The organism is Hamadaea sp. NPDC051192 (genome assembly GCF_040682475.1).
GTDB classification, from domain to species: Bacteria; Actinomycetota; Actinomycetes; order Mycobacteriales; family Micromonosporaceae; genus Hamadaea; species Hamadaea flava.
The window spans coordinates 1-15070 of record NZ_JBFBAZ010000167.1; the positions used below are offsets into that span (position 1 = coordinate 1).

At 72.5% G+C, this 15070-nt stretch carries 18 protein-coding genes and 1 pseudogene; 11 read left to right on the forward strand and 8 right to left on the reverse strand.

Annotation, left to right across the window (positions count from 1 at the left end; genetic code table 11):
- Positions 1 to 160: 160 nt before the first annotated feature.
- The 5 genes from AB0M47_RS37600 (at position 161) to AB0M47_RS37620 (ending at position 4165) form a co-directional block, all read left to right on the forward strand.
- Complete coding sequence (locus tag AB0M47_RS37600; RefSeq protein WP_363422713.1) at positions 161 to 1243, forward strand: WXG100 family type VII secretion target; 1083 nt, start codon at positions 161 to 163, stop codon at positions 1241 to 1243.
- A gap of 78 nt (positions 1244 to 1321) precedes the next feature.
- Complete coding sequence (locus tag AB0M47_RS37605; RefSeq protein WP_363422714.1) at positions 1322 to 2074, forward strand: GvpL/GvpF family gas vesicle protein; 753 nt, start codon at positions 1322 to 1324, stop codon at positions 2072 to 2074.
- A gap of 18 nt (positions 2075 to 2092) precedes the next feature.
- Complete coding sequence (locus AB0M47_RS37610) at positions 2093 to 3043, forward strand: zf-HC2 domain-containing protein (RefSeq protein ID WP_363422715.1); 951 nt, start codon at positions 2093 to 2095, stop codon at positions 3041 to 3043.
- A gap of 2 nt (positions 3044 to 3045) precedes the next feature.
- Positions 3046 to 3603, forward strand: a complete 558-nt coding sequence (locus AB0M47_RS37615) for a sigma-70 family RNA polymerase sigma factor (protein WP_363422717.1) — start codon at positions 3046 to 3048, stop codon at positions 3601 to 3603.
- Between the two features lie 10 nt (positions 3604 to 3613).
- Entirely contained in the window at positions 3614 to 4165 is a 552-nt protein-coding gene (locus tag AB0M47_RS37620) for a pyridoxamine 5'-phosphate oxidase family protein (RefSeq protein WP_363422719.1), read from the forward strand.
- A gap of 18 nt (positions 4166 to 4183) precedes the next feature.
- On the opposite strand, the gene AB0M47_RS37625 is transcribed toward AB0M47_RS37620, so the two are convergent.
- The 3 genes and pseudogenes from AB0M47_RS37625 to AB0M47_RS37635 all read right to left on the reverse strand — a co-directional run bounded on the left by AB0M47_RS37625 (position 4184) and on the right by AB0M47_RS37635 (position 6674).
- Complete coding sequence (locus AB0M47_RS37625) at positions 4184 to 4630, reverse strand: SRPBCC family protein (protein ID WP_363422745.1); 447 nt, start codon at positions 4628 to 4630, stop codon at positions 4184 to 4186.
- A pseudogene (locus tag AB0M47_RS37630) lies at positions 4628 to 5050 on the reverse strand (cupin domain-containing protein); the annotation flags it as partial. The gene AB0M47_RS37625 and the pseudogene AB0M47_RS37630, both read right to left, overlap by 3 nt.
- A 13-nt stretch (positions 5051 to 5063) precedes the next feature.
- Positions 5064 to 6674 (reverse strand): NAD(P)-dependent oxidoreductase, encoded by a 1611-nt coding sequence (locus AB0M47_RS37635; protein ID WP_363422721.1) that lies wholly within the window; start codon positions 6672 to 6674, stop codon positions 5064 to 5066.
- A 136-nt stretch (positions 6675 to 6810) separates the two neighbouring features.
- Between AB0M47_RS37635 and AB0M47_RS37640 the strand changes: the two genes are divergently transcribed.
- Both AB0M47_RS37640 and AB0M47_RS37645 read left to right on the forward strand, forming a co-directional pair.
- Positions 6811 to 7308, forward strand: a complete 498-nt coding sequence (locus AB0M47_RS37640; RefSeq protein WP_363422723.1) for a SigE family RNA polymerase sigma factor — start codon at positions 6811 to 6813, stop codon at positions 7306 to 7308.
- On the forward strand, positions 7305 to 8681 hold the full coding sequence (locus AB0M47_RS37645; protein ID WP_363422725.1) for a hypothetical protein: 1377 nt from the start codon (positions 7305 to 7307) through the stop codon (positions 8679 to 8681). Before AB0M47_RS37640 ends, AB0M47_RS37645 begins: the two co-directional genes overlap by 4 nt.
- A 28-nt stretch (positions 8682 to 8709) precedes the next feature.
- Here the strand turns inward: AB0M47_RS37645 and AB0M47_RS37650 are convergent, their stop codons facing one another.
- Entirely contained in the window at positions 8710 to 9201 is a 492-nt protein-coding gene (locus AB0M47_RS37650; RefSeq protein ID WP_363422727.1) for a GNAT family N-acetyltransferase, read from the reverse strand.
- A 41-nt stretch (positions 9202 to 9242) separates the two neighbouring features.
- Here AB0M47_RS37650 and AB0M47_RS37655 point away from each other — a divergent pair, with 41 nt between their 5' ends.
- Positions 9243 to 9764: a hypothetical protein gene (locus tag AB0M47_RS37655; RefSeq protein ID WP_363422729.1), complete on the forward strand. Its 522-nt coding sequence runs from the start codon at positions 9243 to 9245 to the stop codon at positions 9762 to 9764.
- Positions 9765 to 9837: 73 nt separating this feature from the next.
- Here the strand turns inward: AB0M47_RS37655 and AB0M47_RS37660 are convergent, their stop codons facing one another.
- Positions 9838 to 10299: a MarR family transcriptional regulator gene (locus tag AB0M47_RS37660; RefSeq protein WP_363422731.1), complete on the reverse strand. Its 462-nt coding sequence runs from the start codon at positions 10297 to 10299 to the stop codon at positions 9838 to 9840.
- Positions 10300 to 10346: 47 nt separating this feature from the next.
- On the opposite strand from AB0M47_RS37660, the gene AB0M47_RS37665 reads away from it, so the two are divergent.
- Entirely contained in the window at positions 10347 to 11213 is an 867-nt protein-coding gene (locus tag AB0M47_RS37665; protein WP_363422733.1) for an NAD(P)-dependent oxidoreductase, read from the forward strand.
- A 4-nt stretch (positions 11214 to 11217) separates the two neighbouring features.
- Here AB0M47_RS37665 and AB0M47_RS37670 read toward each other — a convergent pair whose 3' ends face one another.
- Positions 11218 to 11523 carry a hypothetical protein gene (locus AB0M47_RS37670; protein WP_363422735.1) on the reverse strand — a complete coding sequence of 102 codons (306 nt, stop codon included), beginning with the start codon at positions 11521 to 11523 and terminating at the stop codon, positions 11218 to 11220.
- 206 nt (positions 11524 to 11729) lie between these two features.
- On the opposite strand from AB0M47_RS37670, the gene AB0M47_RS37675 reads away from it, so the two are divergent.
- Positions 11730 to 12383 (forward strand): DedA family protein, encoded by a 654-nt coding sequence (locus AB0M47_RS37675; protein WP_363422737.1) that lies wholly within the window; start codon positions 11730 to 11732, stop codon positions 12381 to 12383.
- Here AB0M47_RS37675 and AB0M47_RS37680 read toward each other — a convergent pair.
- Both AB0M47_RS37680 and AB0M47_RS37685 read right to left on the reverse strand, forming a co-directional pair.
- Positions 12268 to 12951: a response regulator transcription factor gene (locus tag AB0M47_RS37680; RefSeq protein WP_363422739.1), complete on the reverse strand. Its 684-nt coding sequence runs from the start codon at positions 12949 to 12951 to the stop codon at positions 12268 to 12270. The genes AB0M47_RS37675 and AB0M47_RS37680 overlap by 116 nt on opposite strands.
- The gene (locus tag AB0M47_RS37685; RefSeq protein WP_363422741.1) at positions 12948 to 14507 is read right to left on the reverse strand and encodes a histidine kinase; all 1560 of its coding nucleotides are present in this window, start codon (positions 14505 to 14507) and stop codon (positions 12948 to 12950) included. Before AB0M47_RS37685 ends, AB0M47_RS37680 begins: the two co-directional genes overlap by 4 nt.
- Positions 14508 to 14544: 37 nt before the next feature.
- Between AB0M47_RS37685 and AB0M47_RS37690 the strand changes: the two genes are divergently transcribed.
- Positions 14545 to 15070, forward strand: a 526-nt coding sequence (locus tag AB0M47_RS37690; protein ID WP_363422743.1) for an NAD(P)H-binding protein, incomplete at its 3' end; no start/stop codon positions are given.

The window sequence follows — 15070 nt, forward strand, 5'->3', positions numbered from 1 at the left end:
GGGACGTCGCCAGGACCGGCGACGGTTCCGGCCAGCGTCCGCCGGGCGACGTGTTCGCCGCGAACGCCACCCGAGCGGTGGCCGCCGGCTACGAGGCGCAGGACGAGCAGGCGGCGGCCGACATCCGCCGGGGCACCGTCTACACCTCGGGTACGCAGCTATGAGCACCGACTTCGGCGCGTACGCCCGGGCGCAGTTGGAGCAGCTGATCGCCGTGGGCGACCCGGCCCAGGTACGCGCGGCCGCCGACCTCTGGAGCGACATCACCCGGGGGCTCTACTCGCGGGCGGGCGACCTGGAGCAGCAGCTGCGGGCGTTCACTCCCTATTGGACCGGCGGGGCGGCCGAACGCTACCAGCAGATGATCGCCGACCTGATCCGGGGACTGTGGCAGCTCGGCGACCTCGCCCGGCTCGTCGCGGACGACGTCTACTCGGCGGGGGAGGCGTTGCAGGCCGCGCGTACCGGGGTGCTGGGCCGGCCCGACCTCGACGCCGTGCGGCTGCTGACCGACCTCGCCCAGAAGTACGCCGACCTCGAAGCGCTCGTCCCGGCCCCGCCCACCGCCGCGCCCTTCCCGGCGGTGAACGATCTGGTCGCCGGGACCTATCCCGCCCAGCCCACCCAGGGGGCCCTGTTCGGCGGGGTCTACGGGGCCGGGCTGTCGGCTGCCGCCGCGGCGCTCGGCGGCCGGTTTCGCACCGCCATCCCGCAGCTCGTCGGCCCGCCGTCGTCCGGGCCGACGGTGCCGTCCCCGACGCCCGCACCGTCCACTCCGGGGTCGCCGGTTCCGGCCGTTCCAGCGCCGGCGCCCACTCCGGTACGCAGCGGCGGCTCGGCCGCCGGAACGCTCGGACGCGCACGGGGGAGTGCCCGCGTACCGGGGTTCAGCCCACCGACCATCCCCACCGGCACGATGTCCAGCGGCACGATGTCCGGCGGCACGGTGTCCGGCGGCTCGGGCGTTGTGGATCCCGTCCTGTCGCGGGTCGACGCGAACCCCGTCCCGGCCGGTGTCACCGCCGGAACCCCGGCTGTCACGCCGGGTGGCGGAGCGTCCGGCGGGGCGGCGGGCGGCGGCTACTTCACTCCGCCGGTCGCGCCCATGACCGGCGGAGCCGGCGCGGGCGGCGACGGATCGGGCGGCGGACGCGTACCGCACTGGCTCACCGAACCCGAGCCGGACGTGGTGTTCGGCGTACCGCTGCAGGCGGTCGCTCCGGTCATCGGAGCGCTCGGATGAAAACACTGAACCGGTTCCTCATCCACGCCCGCCCGGCGTGCGTACCACCACTAGGTGGGGCACGGGAGGGGAGCCGTCGTGAGCGTGGGGTGGTACCTGTACGCATTCGTGGATCCGGCCGACGCGGGCGGGCTGGTACTGCCGCCGGGGATCGACCGGACTCCGGTGCAGATCGTCCGGGACGGCGCGTACGCGGCGGTGGCGTCCGAGGTGGACACCGCGCCGTTCGACCTGACGCTGTCCGACGCCGACCTGACCGAGGACGGCTGGCTCGCGCACGCCGTGCGTACGCACGACCAGGTGGTGCACGCCGTGTTCAACCGGGCGCCGGTCCTGCCGATGCGCTTCGGCGGCCTGTACGCGACCCGAGCAGGGCTGGTCGGCCTGCTGCGGACCGAGCACGCCTGGCTCGTCGACGCCTTCGGCCGAATCCGCGAGGCGACCGAGTGGCACGTGCGGATCACCGAAGACCGGTTGTCCTCGGCGGAACCGGGCAAGGCGACGGCCGGGCCGGTCTGGCCCTGCCGACGCCGCCACGACCGGTCCACTTCGGACGAACTGTGGACCCGGATGCACGCCGACCTCGCCCCACACGCCGTACGCAGTCACCAGCGCCCGGCCGCGATGGGCCGGGCGTACCTGGTCCGGCGAGAGTCGGAACGCGCCTTCATCCGGGCCGCGGCCGGGCTCACCCGGCTGGTCACCGGGCGTCGGCTGCGCATCGAGATCGTCGGGCCACTGCCGGCGTACCACTTCGTGGACGTGGACTCGCACCGGTTCGCGGGCTTCGCGACCCGATCGGCGGTTGGCCGCGGGCGCACCGGCCGGTAGCCTCCGAGCGGAGTAGCCATGGATGCACATGTCGCTGATCTTCTCGGGGCGTGGGCGCTCGATGCCTGTGACGGCGTCGAAGCGGCCGCGATCGAAGCGCACCTCGCCCAGTGCGCCCCCTGTTCGGCAGAGGCGTGGAAGCTGCGCGCCGCATCGGCATGGCTGGGAATCGAGCACGTCATGGAACCACCACCCGGACTACGTGGACAGATCCTGGAGCGGGCGCGCAGCCGTCGCCCACCCGTCCTGCTGCGCACCCTCGTCGAGGCGTACGCGAGCCAGGTCGCGCTGCTCGACCGGGCGTTGCGCGGGCTGAACCCGGCCGACTGGCGTACGCCCGACCCCCGGCACCACGACCTGGCCGGGCTGATGGTGCACCTGACCCGCAACGACGCCATGCTCGCCACGGACCTCACGTTGCCGGTGACGAAGCTGCCGGATCCGATCAGGTCCGGTGGGACGCCGGGACCGGCCGTGCACGAGGCCTGGCGGGCCCAGGCCGACTCGCTGGTCACCGGGCTCGCGTCCGGTGGGGACCTGGATCGGGACGTCTCCCTCGCCGGCCGGGACGGCCCCGGGCGCGGTCCGCTGCGCGACGCCCTGGTGCAGCGCGCCTTCGAGACCTGGATCCACCTCGACGACATCAGCGCGCACGTCGGCCGCCGGCTGAGCCAGCCGCCGCCCGAGCAGGTCCGGCGGATCATCTCGCTGGCGGTCGGGCTGCTGCCGGGGGCGCTGGCCGCACACGGGGTGGCGCAGCCGGGCGCCGGGCGGCTCGTGCTCTCCGGACCCGCGGGCGGCGAATGGGAACTGCCGCTGGGGCCGTTCACCGTGCGGGCCGACGCCGTCACCTTCGCGCGGCTGGTCGCCAACCGGCGCTCGCCGGAGACCGCGGCGTACGCGATCGAAGGCGACCGGCAGCTGGCCGGGTTGGTCCTGCGAGCGGCCGCCACCCTGGGATGTGATTGAGGGTGCGGACGGGGGACTCGGACGCACGGTTGCACGAGCGCCTCGTCGGCGGCGACGACGACGCCCTGGCCGAGATCTATGACAGCTGGTCGGCCCTGGTCTTCTCGATGGCCGTCCGGATCACCCGCGACCGGGCCGGGGCGCAGGACGTCACGCAGGACGTCTTCGTCCACCTCTGGGAACGGCCGGCGGCCTACGACCCCGGGCGCGGCTCGTTGCGTACGTGGTTGTGCGTGACCACGCGGGGCCGGGCACTGGACTGGATCCGGCGTACCGAGACGCGCCGCCGCTATCAGGCCGCGGCCGCTCCGCCGGAGGTCGCCGAGGCCGGGGTGGACGAGAGCATCCTGTGGCAGACCGAGGTCAAAGCGGTACGCGCGGCGGTGCAGGCATTGCCCGCCCCGCAGCGGGAGGCCGTCACCCTGGCGTACTTCCATGAGCGGACCTACCGTGAGGTCGCCCGCGACCTGAGCATTCCGGAGGGCACGGCCAAATCGCGGCTGCGCGTGGGACTCGCCCACCTCGCCGACCTGCTCAAAGCCGAGGGAATCATCGACTAGCGTCCAGGTCATGAGCAGCCCAGCCACGAGCAGCGGCCCGGACGGCGAGCCGAGCCCGGCCGACACCACCAACCTCGACCGCTATGGCAGCCCGCCGCTGGACTGGGCGCGGGCCCGGGACGCGCTCGCCGCCGTGCCCGGTCCGGAGATCACCCATTTCCTCGGCACCGCCCGCCCCGACGGTACGCCGCACGCTGCCGGCGTCGGCGCGCAGTGGCTCGCCGGCGCGATGTACTTCACCAGCAGCCCCACCACCCGTAAGGCCCGCGACCTCGCCCGGAATCCGATGTGCACGATCTCCGCCCGGCTGCCCGGCATCGACGTCGTCCTCGAAGGGGTCGCCGCCCGGCTGACCGATCCGGAGACGCTGGAGCGGGTCGCCGAGGGCTACCGGGTCGGCGGCTGGCCGTGCGAAGTGGACGGCGACGGGCTCACCGCGGCGTACAGCGCGCCGAGCGCCGGGCCGCCGCCGTGGCACGTGTACCGGTTCACCATCCACACCGTTGTGGGAGTCGCGACCGCCGAGCCCTACGGCGCGACCCGATGGCGCTTCGAACGCTGATCACGCTTCGAACGCTGATCACCGTGGAGACACGGCCAGCCCGTCGATGCCGGGCTGGAAGATCTCCCGGCCGAAGAAGGCCCACCAGTCGGTTCCCTGATCGGCGGGACGGAAGTCGGCCCACCACTCGACCAGGGTCGTCGCCGTTCCCGGGATCTCCGTGACCCGCATCGTCGCCCGGTAGTCCTCGACGGCGTACGGGCTGCGGACGAACACGTACGCCAAGGTCCGCTGCCGGTCGTCGAGTGCGACGAGCCGCTCCTCGACGACCTCGCCGTCGGCGGTCACGAGATGGCGTACCGCTCCGGTGGGGTCCAGTGCGGACTTCGCGATCCGTGGATGCCACGCGGCGACGTCGCCGAACCGGGCGACGTCGCGCCACACGTCGGCGACCGGACGCGGGACGGTGCCGCTGGCGTACGAGCGGATGAGCGTGCCGGAGACCGGCGCGGCCGCCGGCAGCAGCCGGAAGTCGTCATAGTGGAAGCCCGGCGCCACCACGCAGCTGACCAGGACCTCCTGGCCGCCGGCGGGCCGCGCGGCCTGCCAGACGCCGGCCGGGACCAGCAGCTGAGGCCGTTCGCCCGCGGCGATGTCCGGGCCGAGCCGCACGACGACCGGATCCGCCGGCTCGTCGCCGTCCCCGCCGAAGATCAGGTCCAGCGCCCCGCCGCGATGCCAGAGCCACAACTCGTCCGAGCGCACGGTGTGCCACCGGGACTCCTCGCCCGGCCGCAGCAGGAAGTAGATCGCGCCCGAGGCCGCCCGGGGTCCCGGGTAGCCCTCAGGCTGGAACTGCTGCGCCGTCGTCCAAGTCTCGGCGAACCACCCGCCCTCCGGGTGCGGCTGCAGCCCGAGGACACGGGCGAGGTCCGGCTGAGTCATCGAGGTCTCCTTCTCATCCGCACGTCCGGGCCAGCACATCACACGTCGTGATGCCGAGCGGGCGCGGCCGGTAGAGCTCGGGATTGAGCGACCGCCCGATGGCCGGGGCGTCGCTCTTCGGCCCGTACAGCTCGTAGTACGCGGTGAGCAGCCCGCTGGCGTCCAGCACCGCGTCGGTGCGCGCCACGTTGTGCCCGTTGACGAACCCGTGCCCGTTGTCGGCCAGCACACACGCGCCGAGCAGCAGCGCGGCGCAGATCAGGTCCGAATGGGACTTCGTCACGCTGTCGGCCTGATGGAAGTTGACCGGGTATCCGTCGGCCAGCACGGTCACGTTGACGTGATCGCCGAGCCGGTAGCGGTAGCCGATCCGGCCGAGGTCCACGACGGACTCGGCGCGCGCCGCGAGCGCGGGCAGGTCGAACTCGGTGTTGCGGCTCGACACCGAGGCCAGGAAGCAGTCCCGGCGCAGCACCGCGTAGTGCTCCTCGGTCAGGCTCGTCCGCCCGGTCGTGCCGATCACGAGCAGCGGCCGGTGCTCGGCCAGCAGATCCGTCAGGGACGTCCCGGTCAGGTAGCCGGTCTCGTGCGCGCTGATCAGGCGGACGAGGTCCCGGTCGTAGACCGCCACCCGCATACCCCGATTGCGCAGGATTCCCGCGATAGCCGCGCCGATGTTGCCGTAGCCGAGGATCAGCGCCGGCTGCCCCTCGGGCTTCTCGTCCGGCAGGATGTCGAGGATGTTGAAGATCGCGGTGTCGGCGATCCAGGTCGACTCGATCGACGCCTTCAGCCGGGACTGCGCCACGGCCAGCACCGGCACCGGCAACGCCGCGAACGGCTCCAGCTTGAAGATGCCCGACATCGTCTGCTCGACCACGCCGACATAAGCAGCCTGCACGTCGGCCGCCTCGGTCAGCAGCGCGGGCAGGATGTATCCGCCGTCGTCGATCGCCAGACATCGCAGGCCCAGCGTCGCGGCGCGCTCCGCGTGGTCCCGCACAGCCTCCGCGACCTGCCCGACCGGCCAGGTCCGCACCCCGCGCGCGGCCAGGGAGGCGTCGATCCGGCGGCGCATCTTGTACGCGTACTCCTTGCGCAACACGGTGATGGACTCGGCGGGCACCCCGAGCGCGATCGCCGCGTCCACCATGGGCACGAGGTCGGTCACGAAATGCCCGGTGAGGATCAGCGCCACCCCGGCCAGCGGCTGGCGGGCGCGATAGTCCTCCGCCATGCCCAGCATCAGGGGCAGCTGCGCGTCCAGGGCAGCCGACTCGTACGCCGTGAACGAGACCTCCTCGACGACCCGGATCATCGCCTCGATCGTCGCCCGATCGGCCCCGCTGACTCCGTCGGCGTCTTCGACGATCAGCAGCAGCGTGTGCGTACCGGCGTGGTGGCCGCGCAGGTCGGCCGGGCGGGTCAGGGCCAGCGTCGCCGAGCCGCCACCCGGCAGCGTGAGCCGCCGCAGCCCGCCCGCGCCGTCCACGCGTACGCCGAGCGCGGCGAGCCGGGCGGCGCAGTGTTCGAGCCGTTCGGCGGCCTCCTCGGGCTCCGCCTGGAAGTCCGTCGCCACTGCCTGGCAGCTGTCCGCGGGAGCGCGATCGAGCATTTGCGTCATATGTCGAGAATTTACCGGTTCGCAGCCTTCTCCGAGGTCACCGGACGTCGTGTCGAGTCGACAAGACTTCCGATCGACTCAACCTTTCGCGACGGTCGCGTGTTCGTAACGGTAGAGGCGACCAGAAAGCGAGCCGATGCCCGACGACGAGTTCCGTGCCTTCGTGGAGCAGCGCTACACCGCGTTGCTGCGGACGGCGTACCTGCTGTGCGGGTCGCCGGACCGCGCCGAGGACCTCCTGCAGGCGGCCCTGCTGGCGGCGCTGCCCCGGTGGCGGCGGATGGACCACCCGGAGGCGTACATCCGCCGGATCATGGTCAACCAGCTCGCCAACATCTGGCGCAGGCCCATCCGCGAGATCCTGACCGCGGTCCTGCCCGATCGGCCCGTCCGGGACACCGCGATCGAGGAGCGCGACGCGATGTGGCTCGCCCTCGGTCGCCTGCCGGCCAGGACGCGGGCCGTGCTGGTGCTGCGGTACTGGGAGGACCTGTCCGAGGCGGAGACCGCGCAGGTGCTGGAGATGAGCCTGGGCACGGTGAAGAGCCACGCCTCGCGCGGCCTCGCCCGGTTGCGGGACCTGCTGGGCGAGCCGCTGCCGCTGGGCGTCGGCGGGATCGGAGGACGGCGATGATCGACGAATTGCGGCGGACCCTCCGGGAGCGGGCCGCGACAGTCGAGGCCCGGCCGGAGCCGTACGCCCGGCTGCTGAGCCGTCGCCGGACCCGCCGCCGATCCCGTGGCCTCACCGTGGTCGCCGCAGCCGCCGCGGTGGCGCTGATCAGCGCGTCCCCGGCGTTCTGGCCGATCCAGCGGACCTACGACCCGGTCCCCGGCCCGCCACCGGCCGCGGTCGCGCCCCTGTTGAACTCCCCGACCCGGGGCAGCCTCGCGGGCGACCAGGAGTTCCTACGTGAGCTCCGGGAACGGGCCGCCGCCGCGGTGAACCGGGACCGGGGACCGGGCGGGCCGTACCTGCCGTCCGATCCCGACCTGATCAAGGTGCTGTTCGCGGGGGACATCGGGTCTCGCCGGATCGCCGTGGTCGCCGGGCTCGACGGCCGGCCGTTGAGGGCGCTCCTCCAGGGCTCCATCGGCGACGATCCCAGCTCCCTCTACGCGAGCGGCTCCGGGGAACTGGAGACCGCGGTCGTGGCCACCAACACCGCGAAGACGGGCCTCGACCGGTCGGAGACCTACCTGCTCCTCGGCCCGGCGGGCGCCGGCATCGACCGGGCGACCTCGGTCTACAGCTCGACGGGCGTCCGGCGGACGTGGGACCCGGTCGCCGCCGACCAGGGCTTCGTCGCGTACGCGGACTTGACGCATCTGGAGCGGCTGCGCGTACGCGTGGGGGACAAGGTGATCTGGGAGGGCGAGGCCGGCAGACCGCCCAAGGTCAGTGTGACGGTCGACGTGCAGCCGGTGTTCGGGCGCGGAACCACCGTCCCGGCGTCCTATGTGCAGGCCGCCGCGAACTACCTCGCCAACGAGACGGGGATCGCCGGCCCGGACGCGCGGTTCCGCGTGCTGTGGAGCGACCGGATCTCGATGCCCGGCACCAGTCAGGGCGAGGCGTACGCCGTCGTGGTCCAGGCGATCACCGCCGACGGCGGCGGCCCGTACTCGACCGTCGTCTTCGACACCGGCAACACCGATGCGCGGGAGAACCCGTTCAGCACCGGCGTGGCAGGACCCCCGGAGCAGGCGGCGATCATGGTACGGCTGCCCTCGTTCTCCGCGAGCGTCGACGATCGCGTCTACGTCCTAGCACCCCCGGCAGCGGCACGAGCCGAGTTCACCGACGTGACCGGTCACTTCGTGGGCTTCTCGCTCGCCAACGGTGTCGGCTGGCTGGACACCCCGGCCGGGCTCGACACCCAGCTCGACATCCGCGACGCGGAGGGCGGACTGCTGACGACCCGCGACTTCACCGACAAGGACACCGGAGGACGGTGCGACCAGTTCGATCCGACCATCTGCGACGGGCTGATCTCGGTGCGGTGAGCAGGGGAGTGGACCTACCGGAGTGGACCTACTGGAGCGGCTGGTACATCACGTGCAGGCCGACCAGCCCGTGATGCGGATGCCGGAACGCGTCCGGGACCGTGCCGATGATCTGGAAGCCGAGCGCCTGCCACAGGTGGACGGCCGCCTCGTTGGTCTCGACCACCGCGTTGAACTGCATGCCGTGATAGCCCTGCTCGCGCGCCCACGTCAACGCGTACGCCCCGAGTGCCCGCCCGACGCCGCGGCCCTGCGCGGCCGGGTTCACCATGAAGCTGGCGGTCGAGATGTGCGCGCCCCGGCCCGGCCGGTTCGGCCCGAACTTCGCCGAGCCGAGCACCGTGCCGTCCTCGTCGACGGCCACGACGGTCTGCGCGGGCGCCGTCTCCATCCACAGCGGACGCGCCGACTCCGGCGTCAGATCCTCCGGGTACGCGTAGGTCTCCCCGGCGGCGACAATGGCGGAGAAGAACGGCCAGATCTGCGGCCAGTCGCCGGGGACGGCATCTCGAATGATCACGGTCTGACATTACCGGGGCCGGAACCGATATCCTTCCGCGCATGTTCGCGCGCTTGTTCGAGGGCGTACGCCGTTGGTATTGGCTGGCCGGCGGTGGCCTGATCCTGATCGTGATCGCTGCCTTCGTGCTCTGGCCGGGTGGTGAGGAGGAACCGCGGGCACGCCAGTACCGCGACGTCAGCGCCTGCCTGCTGACCGACTCGGCGGGGATCAACTCGGCGGAGGCGAAACCGGTGTGGGCGGGTATGCAGGACGCCTCGCTGAAGACGCTCGGCCAGGTCCGCTTCCTGTCCATCGCCGGACCCCAGGACGTGACGAACGGGCGTACCTTCGTCAACACGCTGGTCCTGGGCAAGTGCGCGGTGATCGTCGCGACCGGGAAACTGCCGGTGGAGACGGTCAGCGCGGTGGCCCGGGAGAGCCCGAACCAGAAGTTCGTCATCGTCGTCTCGGGCGGCTCGACGCCCGCGCCCGGCGTCGGCAACGTGTCGGTGGTCTCCGCCTCGGGCGACGACGCGACGCGTACCGCAGTGAGCGGCGCCGTCGCCGACTCCCTGAGCTAGCCCCGCCGCCCCGTCCGTTGATCATGGACTTTCCAGCTACGACACACCGTCGACACCGCAGTTAACTCCATGATCAACGCGAAGGGAGTGGGGAACGCGAAGGGGAACGCGGTGGGGGTGGGGGTGGGGAGAGGGCGGTGACGATCTTCGTCAGCGCGCTCTCCAAGTGCGACAGTTCGGCCGGCGTCACCGCCGCGAGCGCCCGTGCCGCGATCTCCCGGCGAGCCTCGGCGATGGGCGCCTCGGCGGCCCGTGCCTTCGGGGTGAGGTAGAGCCGGACGAGCCGGCGATCGTCCGGGTCGCGGCGGCGTTCGAGCAGGCCCGCGGCTTCCATGCGGGCGGCGGTGTTGACCACGGTCGGGGTGGCGACGTCGAGCCGGGTCGCGAGGTCGCCCGGGGTCAGCCCGTCGGTGTCCCACAGCACTTCGAGGACCAGGTTCTGGCCGATGCGTACGCCGTGTTCCTGCATCGCGGCGTCGGTGGTGGTGCGCAGCAGCTTCTGGGCTCGGGTGAGCAGCCGGATCACGTCGGTCACCCGCTCAGTGTATGATCGTTAGCAGGCTAACGATTTGGAGCACCCTCATGATCCTGGTAACCGGTGGCGGCGGCTTCCTCGGCACGCACGTCACTCAAGCGCTGTGTGATCTGGGCGAGGACGTGGTGATCGCGCAGCGGCGCGGACCGTCGCCCGTGGACGTGACCGACCCGGCAAGTGTGCGCGAGCTGGGCCGGCGCTTCCCGATCACCCGCGTCGTCCACCTCGCCGCCGCCGGCCTCGGCGACGGGTCCACTCTCGACAAGCTCTGGGCCGACACGCTCGCGCTGTTCACCGTGCTGCGGGCGGCGTACGAGTGGAACGTCGAGCGCGTCGTGCTGGCGAGCAGCATCGGCGTCTACGCGGGCGTGACGCCCGACGACGGGTACTACCGCGAGGACGTCCCGCTGCCGGTCGCGAGCCCGCACGCCATCCCGGCCGCGAAGAAGATCATGGAGACGGTGGCCGCGGTCCAGCGCGAGGTCCCGTCGGTCACGGCCCGCGTCGGCGCGATCTGGGGACCGCTCGGCCGGCCCGCGTCGCCCTTCTTCGCCGCGCCCCAGCTGATCCACCAAGTCGTCCGCGGACAGCAGCCGGCCGCGCCTGCGGACGACGCCATAGACATGTTGTACGCCAAGGACTGCGGCACCGCCGTGGCCCGCTTGGTCACCGCCGCCGAACTGCGCCATTCGGCGTACAACATCGGCAGCGGCCGGGTGACCTCGAACCGGGAGCTGGCAGCGGCGATCACGCGCGTGGTGCCCGGAGCCCGGATCGCGCTGACGGACGGCGGCGAGACGCAGGCCGCGCTGGACGTGGCGCGACTGCGCGCGGACACCGGGTTCGAGCCGGAGTACGCCCTGGACCGCGCGGTGGCCGACTACGCCGCCTGGCTGGCCGACCACGAGAAGTGAGCGGTCAGGGGTGGCGCGGCCAGCCGTGGTCGAAGATCGGGTAGCGCTCGGCCGGGCACGCCGACCCGTGGAACGTGGCGGCGTCGGGGCTGCCCAGGTCGTCGTCGGTGTCGTCCTGCCACAATGGCGACCATTCGATGCGGAAGGCCCGGTGCGCGCGCCGGGCGATCGCGTAGGCGATCTCCGGGATGTCGGCCTGGTCGAACTGGTCCTGGCGCAGTGAGAACTGGTCGTACAGCTCGCAGGAGATGAGGTTGCGCAGCCGGGCGAGGTCGGCCGGCATGTCTTCGTCGAGATCCGGCGTGGTCATGCCCTTCACGGTCGGCCTGCCGTCGCGCTCCGGTCAAGCACGCGAGACTCTTCCCACAGGGCCGTCACCTCTGCAGGGTCGTGACTTCTGCAGGGTCGTGACTTCTGCAGGGCCGGCAGCAGGGGTCGGCGACCCTGAGGAAGCTCAGGGTCGCGACCGACCTTCGGCGGGGGCATCGGCTCGCCAAGATCCATAGCGTCGGTCGCATGATGCACATCCTGGAGTCGGCGGCCGCCTCACCCTGGGTCTACCTGGTGCTGTTCGCGGTCGCCGTGCTGGACGCGTTCTTCCCGGTGGTGCCGGCCGAGACGATGGTGATCACCGCCGGAGTGTTCGCCGCCGGGGGACAGCCCAACCTGGCGCTGGTGATCCTGGTCGCCGCGGCGGGCGCGTTCGCGGGCGACCACGTCTCCTACCAGATCGGCCGGACCGCCGGGCAGGGCCTGCTACGCCGGATGCCGCCGGGCAGCAAGCGGCGGGCGGCGTACGAATGGGCGTCGAGGGCGCTCCAGGAGCGTGGGGGACTGCTGCTGGTCGTCGCCCGGTACATCCCCGGCGGCCGGACGGCGGCCACCATGACGACCGGTGCGGCGGCGTACCCACGCCGGAGGTTCGCGTTGTTCGACGCGATCGCCGCGGTCTCCTGGGCCCTCTATTCGGGCCTGATCGGGTATCTCGGCGGCCGGGCCTTCGAGGACGATCCGCTGCGCGGGTTGCTGCTCGGGCTCGGGATCGCCGTGTCGATCACTGTGGTGGTGGAGGTGACCCGTCTCCTGCGCCGCCGGACAGCCCGGCCTCGTACGCCAGGATCGCGGCCTGCACCCGGTTACGCAGACCGAGCCGAGTCAAGATCGAACTGACGTGGGTCTTGACCGTGCCCGCCCCGAGGAACAGCCGCTCGCCGATCTCCTGATTGGACAGTCCCGCGCCGATCAGGGCGAGCACCTCCCGTTCCCGGCCGGACAGCTGAAGCACCCGGGCGCGGGCCTCGGTGACCCGGCCGAGCTGATCGCCGCCGAGGTGGGCGATGACCCTGCGCGCGACGCGGGGCGACAGGAACGCCGCGCCCTCCGCCGCCGCGCGTACGCCGGCCGGCAGCTCCCGGGGATCGCCGGACTTGAGTAGGAAACCGGCCGCGCCCGCCGCCAGCGCGCCGGAGATGTAGTCGTCCTCGCCGAACGTGGTCAGCATCAGGACGGCGATCTGCGGCGTTCCCCGCCGGATCTCGCGGGCCGCGGCCAGCCCGTCGAGCTTCGGCATCCGGATGTCCAGCAGGGCCACGTCGGGCCGATGCCGCTGGGCCAGCTCGACGGCCTCGCGCCCGTCGGCCGCCTCGGCGACGATCTCGATGCCCGGGTCGGTCGCCAGGATCGCCCGTACGCCGGACCGGAACATCGGCTCGTCGTCGGCGACCAGCAGCCGGATCATTCAGCGGCTCCGGGAGTCTCAGCGGAGGTCTCGGCGACTCCGGGGATGTGGTCCTTGCCGACGAGCCGCCCGTCGCGGAAGCACAGCCGGTAGACGTCGATCGGGCCGCCGAACAGGTCGTCGCTCACCCGGTAATACTCGCATTCCGCCCCGGCTGGGATCGGCGGCTCCGGCACGTCCGGCCGTCCGTCGACCTCGTGCGCGGGCAGGCCTAGCTCGGCGCGCCCCTGCCCCAGCTGAAACGACCGGTAGGTCTCGGCATCCACTAAGGACGTCGTCACCTCGTGCACGCGCAGGCCGAGCACGATGACGCCGATCACCGTGAACGCCGCGAGCTGCACCGCCAGGCCGCCCCAGAGCGTCCGGCGCACTGATCGGCGCGCCGACTCCCGCGCTGGTGGCGGCTGTTCCAGGACCGGCGGCCCGCCGTGCACGGGCAACTCGGCGATCACCTCGAAACCGCCGCCGCGCGGCTCGGCGCGCACCGTCCCGCCCGCCAGCCGCGCCCGTTCCCGCAGCCCAGCCAGCCCCATGCCGCCTGGCTCCACGGACGCCGGCCCGCCCGGACCATTACGCACGGTCACCGTCACCCGATCTCCAACGCGCCGCGTGTCGACGGTCACGGCCGCGCCCGGCGCGTGTTTCGCCGCGTTGGTCAAGCCTTCCTGCACTATGCGGTACGCCGAGAGCCGTCCCATCGCCGGCAGGTCGTCGACGGCAGTGCCACTGAGCGACACCGCCATCCCGGAGTCCCGCGTACGCCGGACGAGGTCGGCCAGGTCCGGCACGTGGGGCTCGGTCGGCGCGGGCTCAGGGCCGGCGCGGCCGCCACCGAGCACGCCGATGATCTCCCGGAGCCGATCGGTGGCGTCCGCGGCGGCGACGCGTACGTCGGCCGCGGCCGCTCGATGATCGTCGGACAGCCGCGGATCGATTTCGAGCGCGCCCGCGCGCATCGCGATCAGGCTGAGATCGTGCCCGAGCGAGTCATGCATGTCCCGGGCGATCCGGTTCCGTTCCCGCAGCCGGGCCTCCTCGGCGACCAGCTGCCGTTCACGTTCGAGCTGGTCGGCCCGCTGCCAACCGGCCTCCACGAGCGCGGCTCGCTGCCGGGCGTACTGCCCGGCCCACCAGGGCAGCACCGCGAACACGGCCAGCGGCACGAGCGTGTCGATCCACGCCCAGAGGTCGCCCAGCCCGGCGGCGGCGAGGACGAGCCCGGCCACGGCGACCAGCCCGAAGACGGCAGCGGCGGGGGCGGTCCGGTCCATCCGGCGGCCGACGGCCAGCGCGGTGAGCACCGACAGCACGACCGGCCAGGCCGGCAGCTCGGACGAGCCGATCGGGATGGCCAGGATCGCCGCCGAACCCGCCGCCAGGGTCCAGACCGGGGCGCGCCGGGCGGCCGCGTACGCGATCGCGGTCAGTCCGAGACCGACGAGCAGCTGCGGCCAGTCGTCGTCCACGTCGAGGTTCCGCAGCTCGACCACCAAGAGCACGATCACAAGGAGAGCGGCGGCGCCGTCGCGCAGGCGGGCGCGTACGGGGCTGGGCATGAACCAACCGTAGCGGGCAGGCGGCTAGGGTGGGACGATGAAGATCGCGATCACCGGCAGCACCGGCCGGGTGGGCGGACGGGTCGCCCAGCGGCTGACCGAAGCCGGTGAGCACGAGGTCATCGGGCTGACTCGGCGCGTGGCTCCCTACGACGACGTCGCGGCGCTGCGTACCGCGCTGACCGGAATCGACACCCTGGTCTTCGTGTCGAGCGACGGCGAAGCCGCGAAGGTGATCCTGCACCACCAGAACGTGCTCCGGGCGGCGGTGGAGGCCGAAGTCGGCCACGTCGTGCTGCTCAGCGGGCTGGACGCCGACCTGGACTCCCCGTTCTGCTACGCGCACACGAACGGCTACTCCGAGCAGGTCCTGCGGTCGAGCGGGCTGCGGTACTCCATCGCCCGCGCCGGGCTGTTCGCCGAGTTCTTCGGCGGGCTCGTCCGGCAGGTCGCCGTGGACGGCACGGTCCGGCTGCCCACCGGCGGCGGCCGGATGTCGCTGGTGGCCCGGGACGACGTCGCCGACTGCCTGGCCGCGCTCGCGCTGGCCGGGCCGACCGACC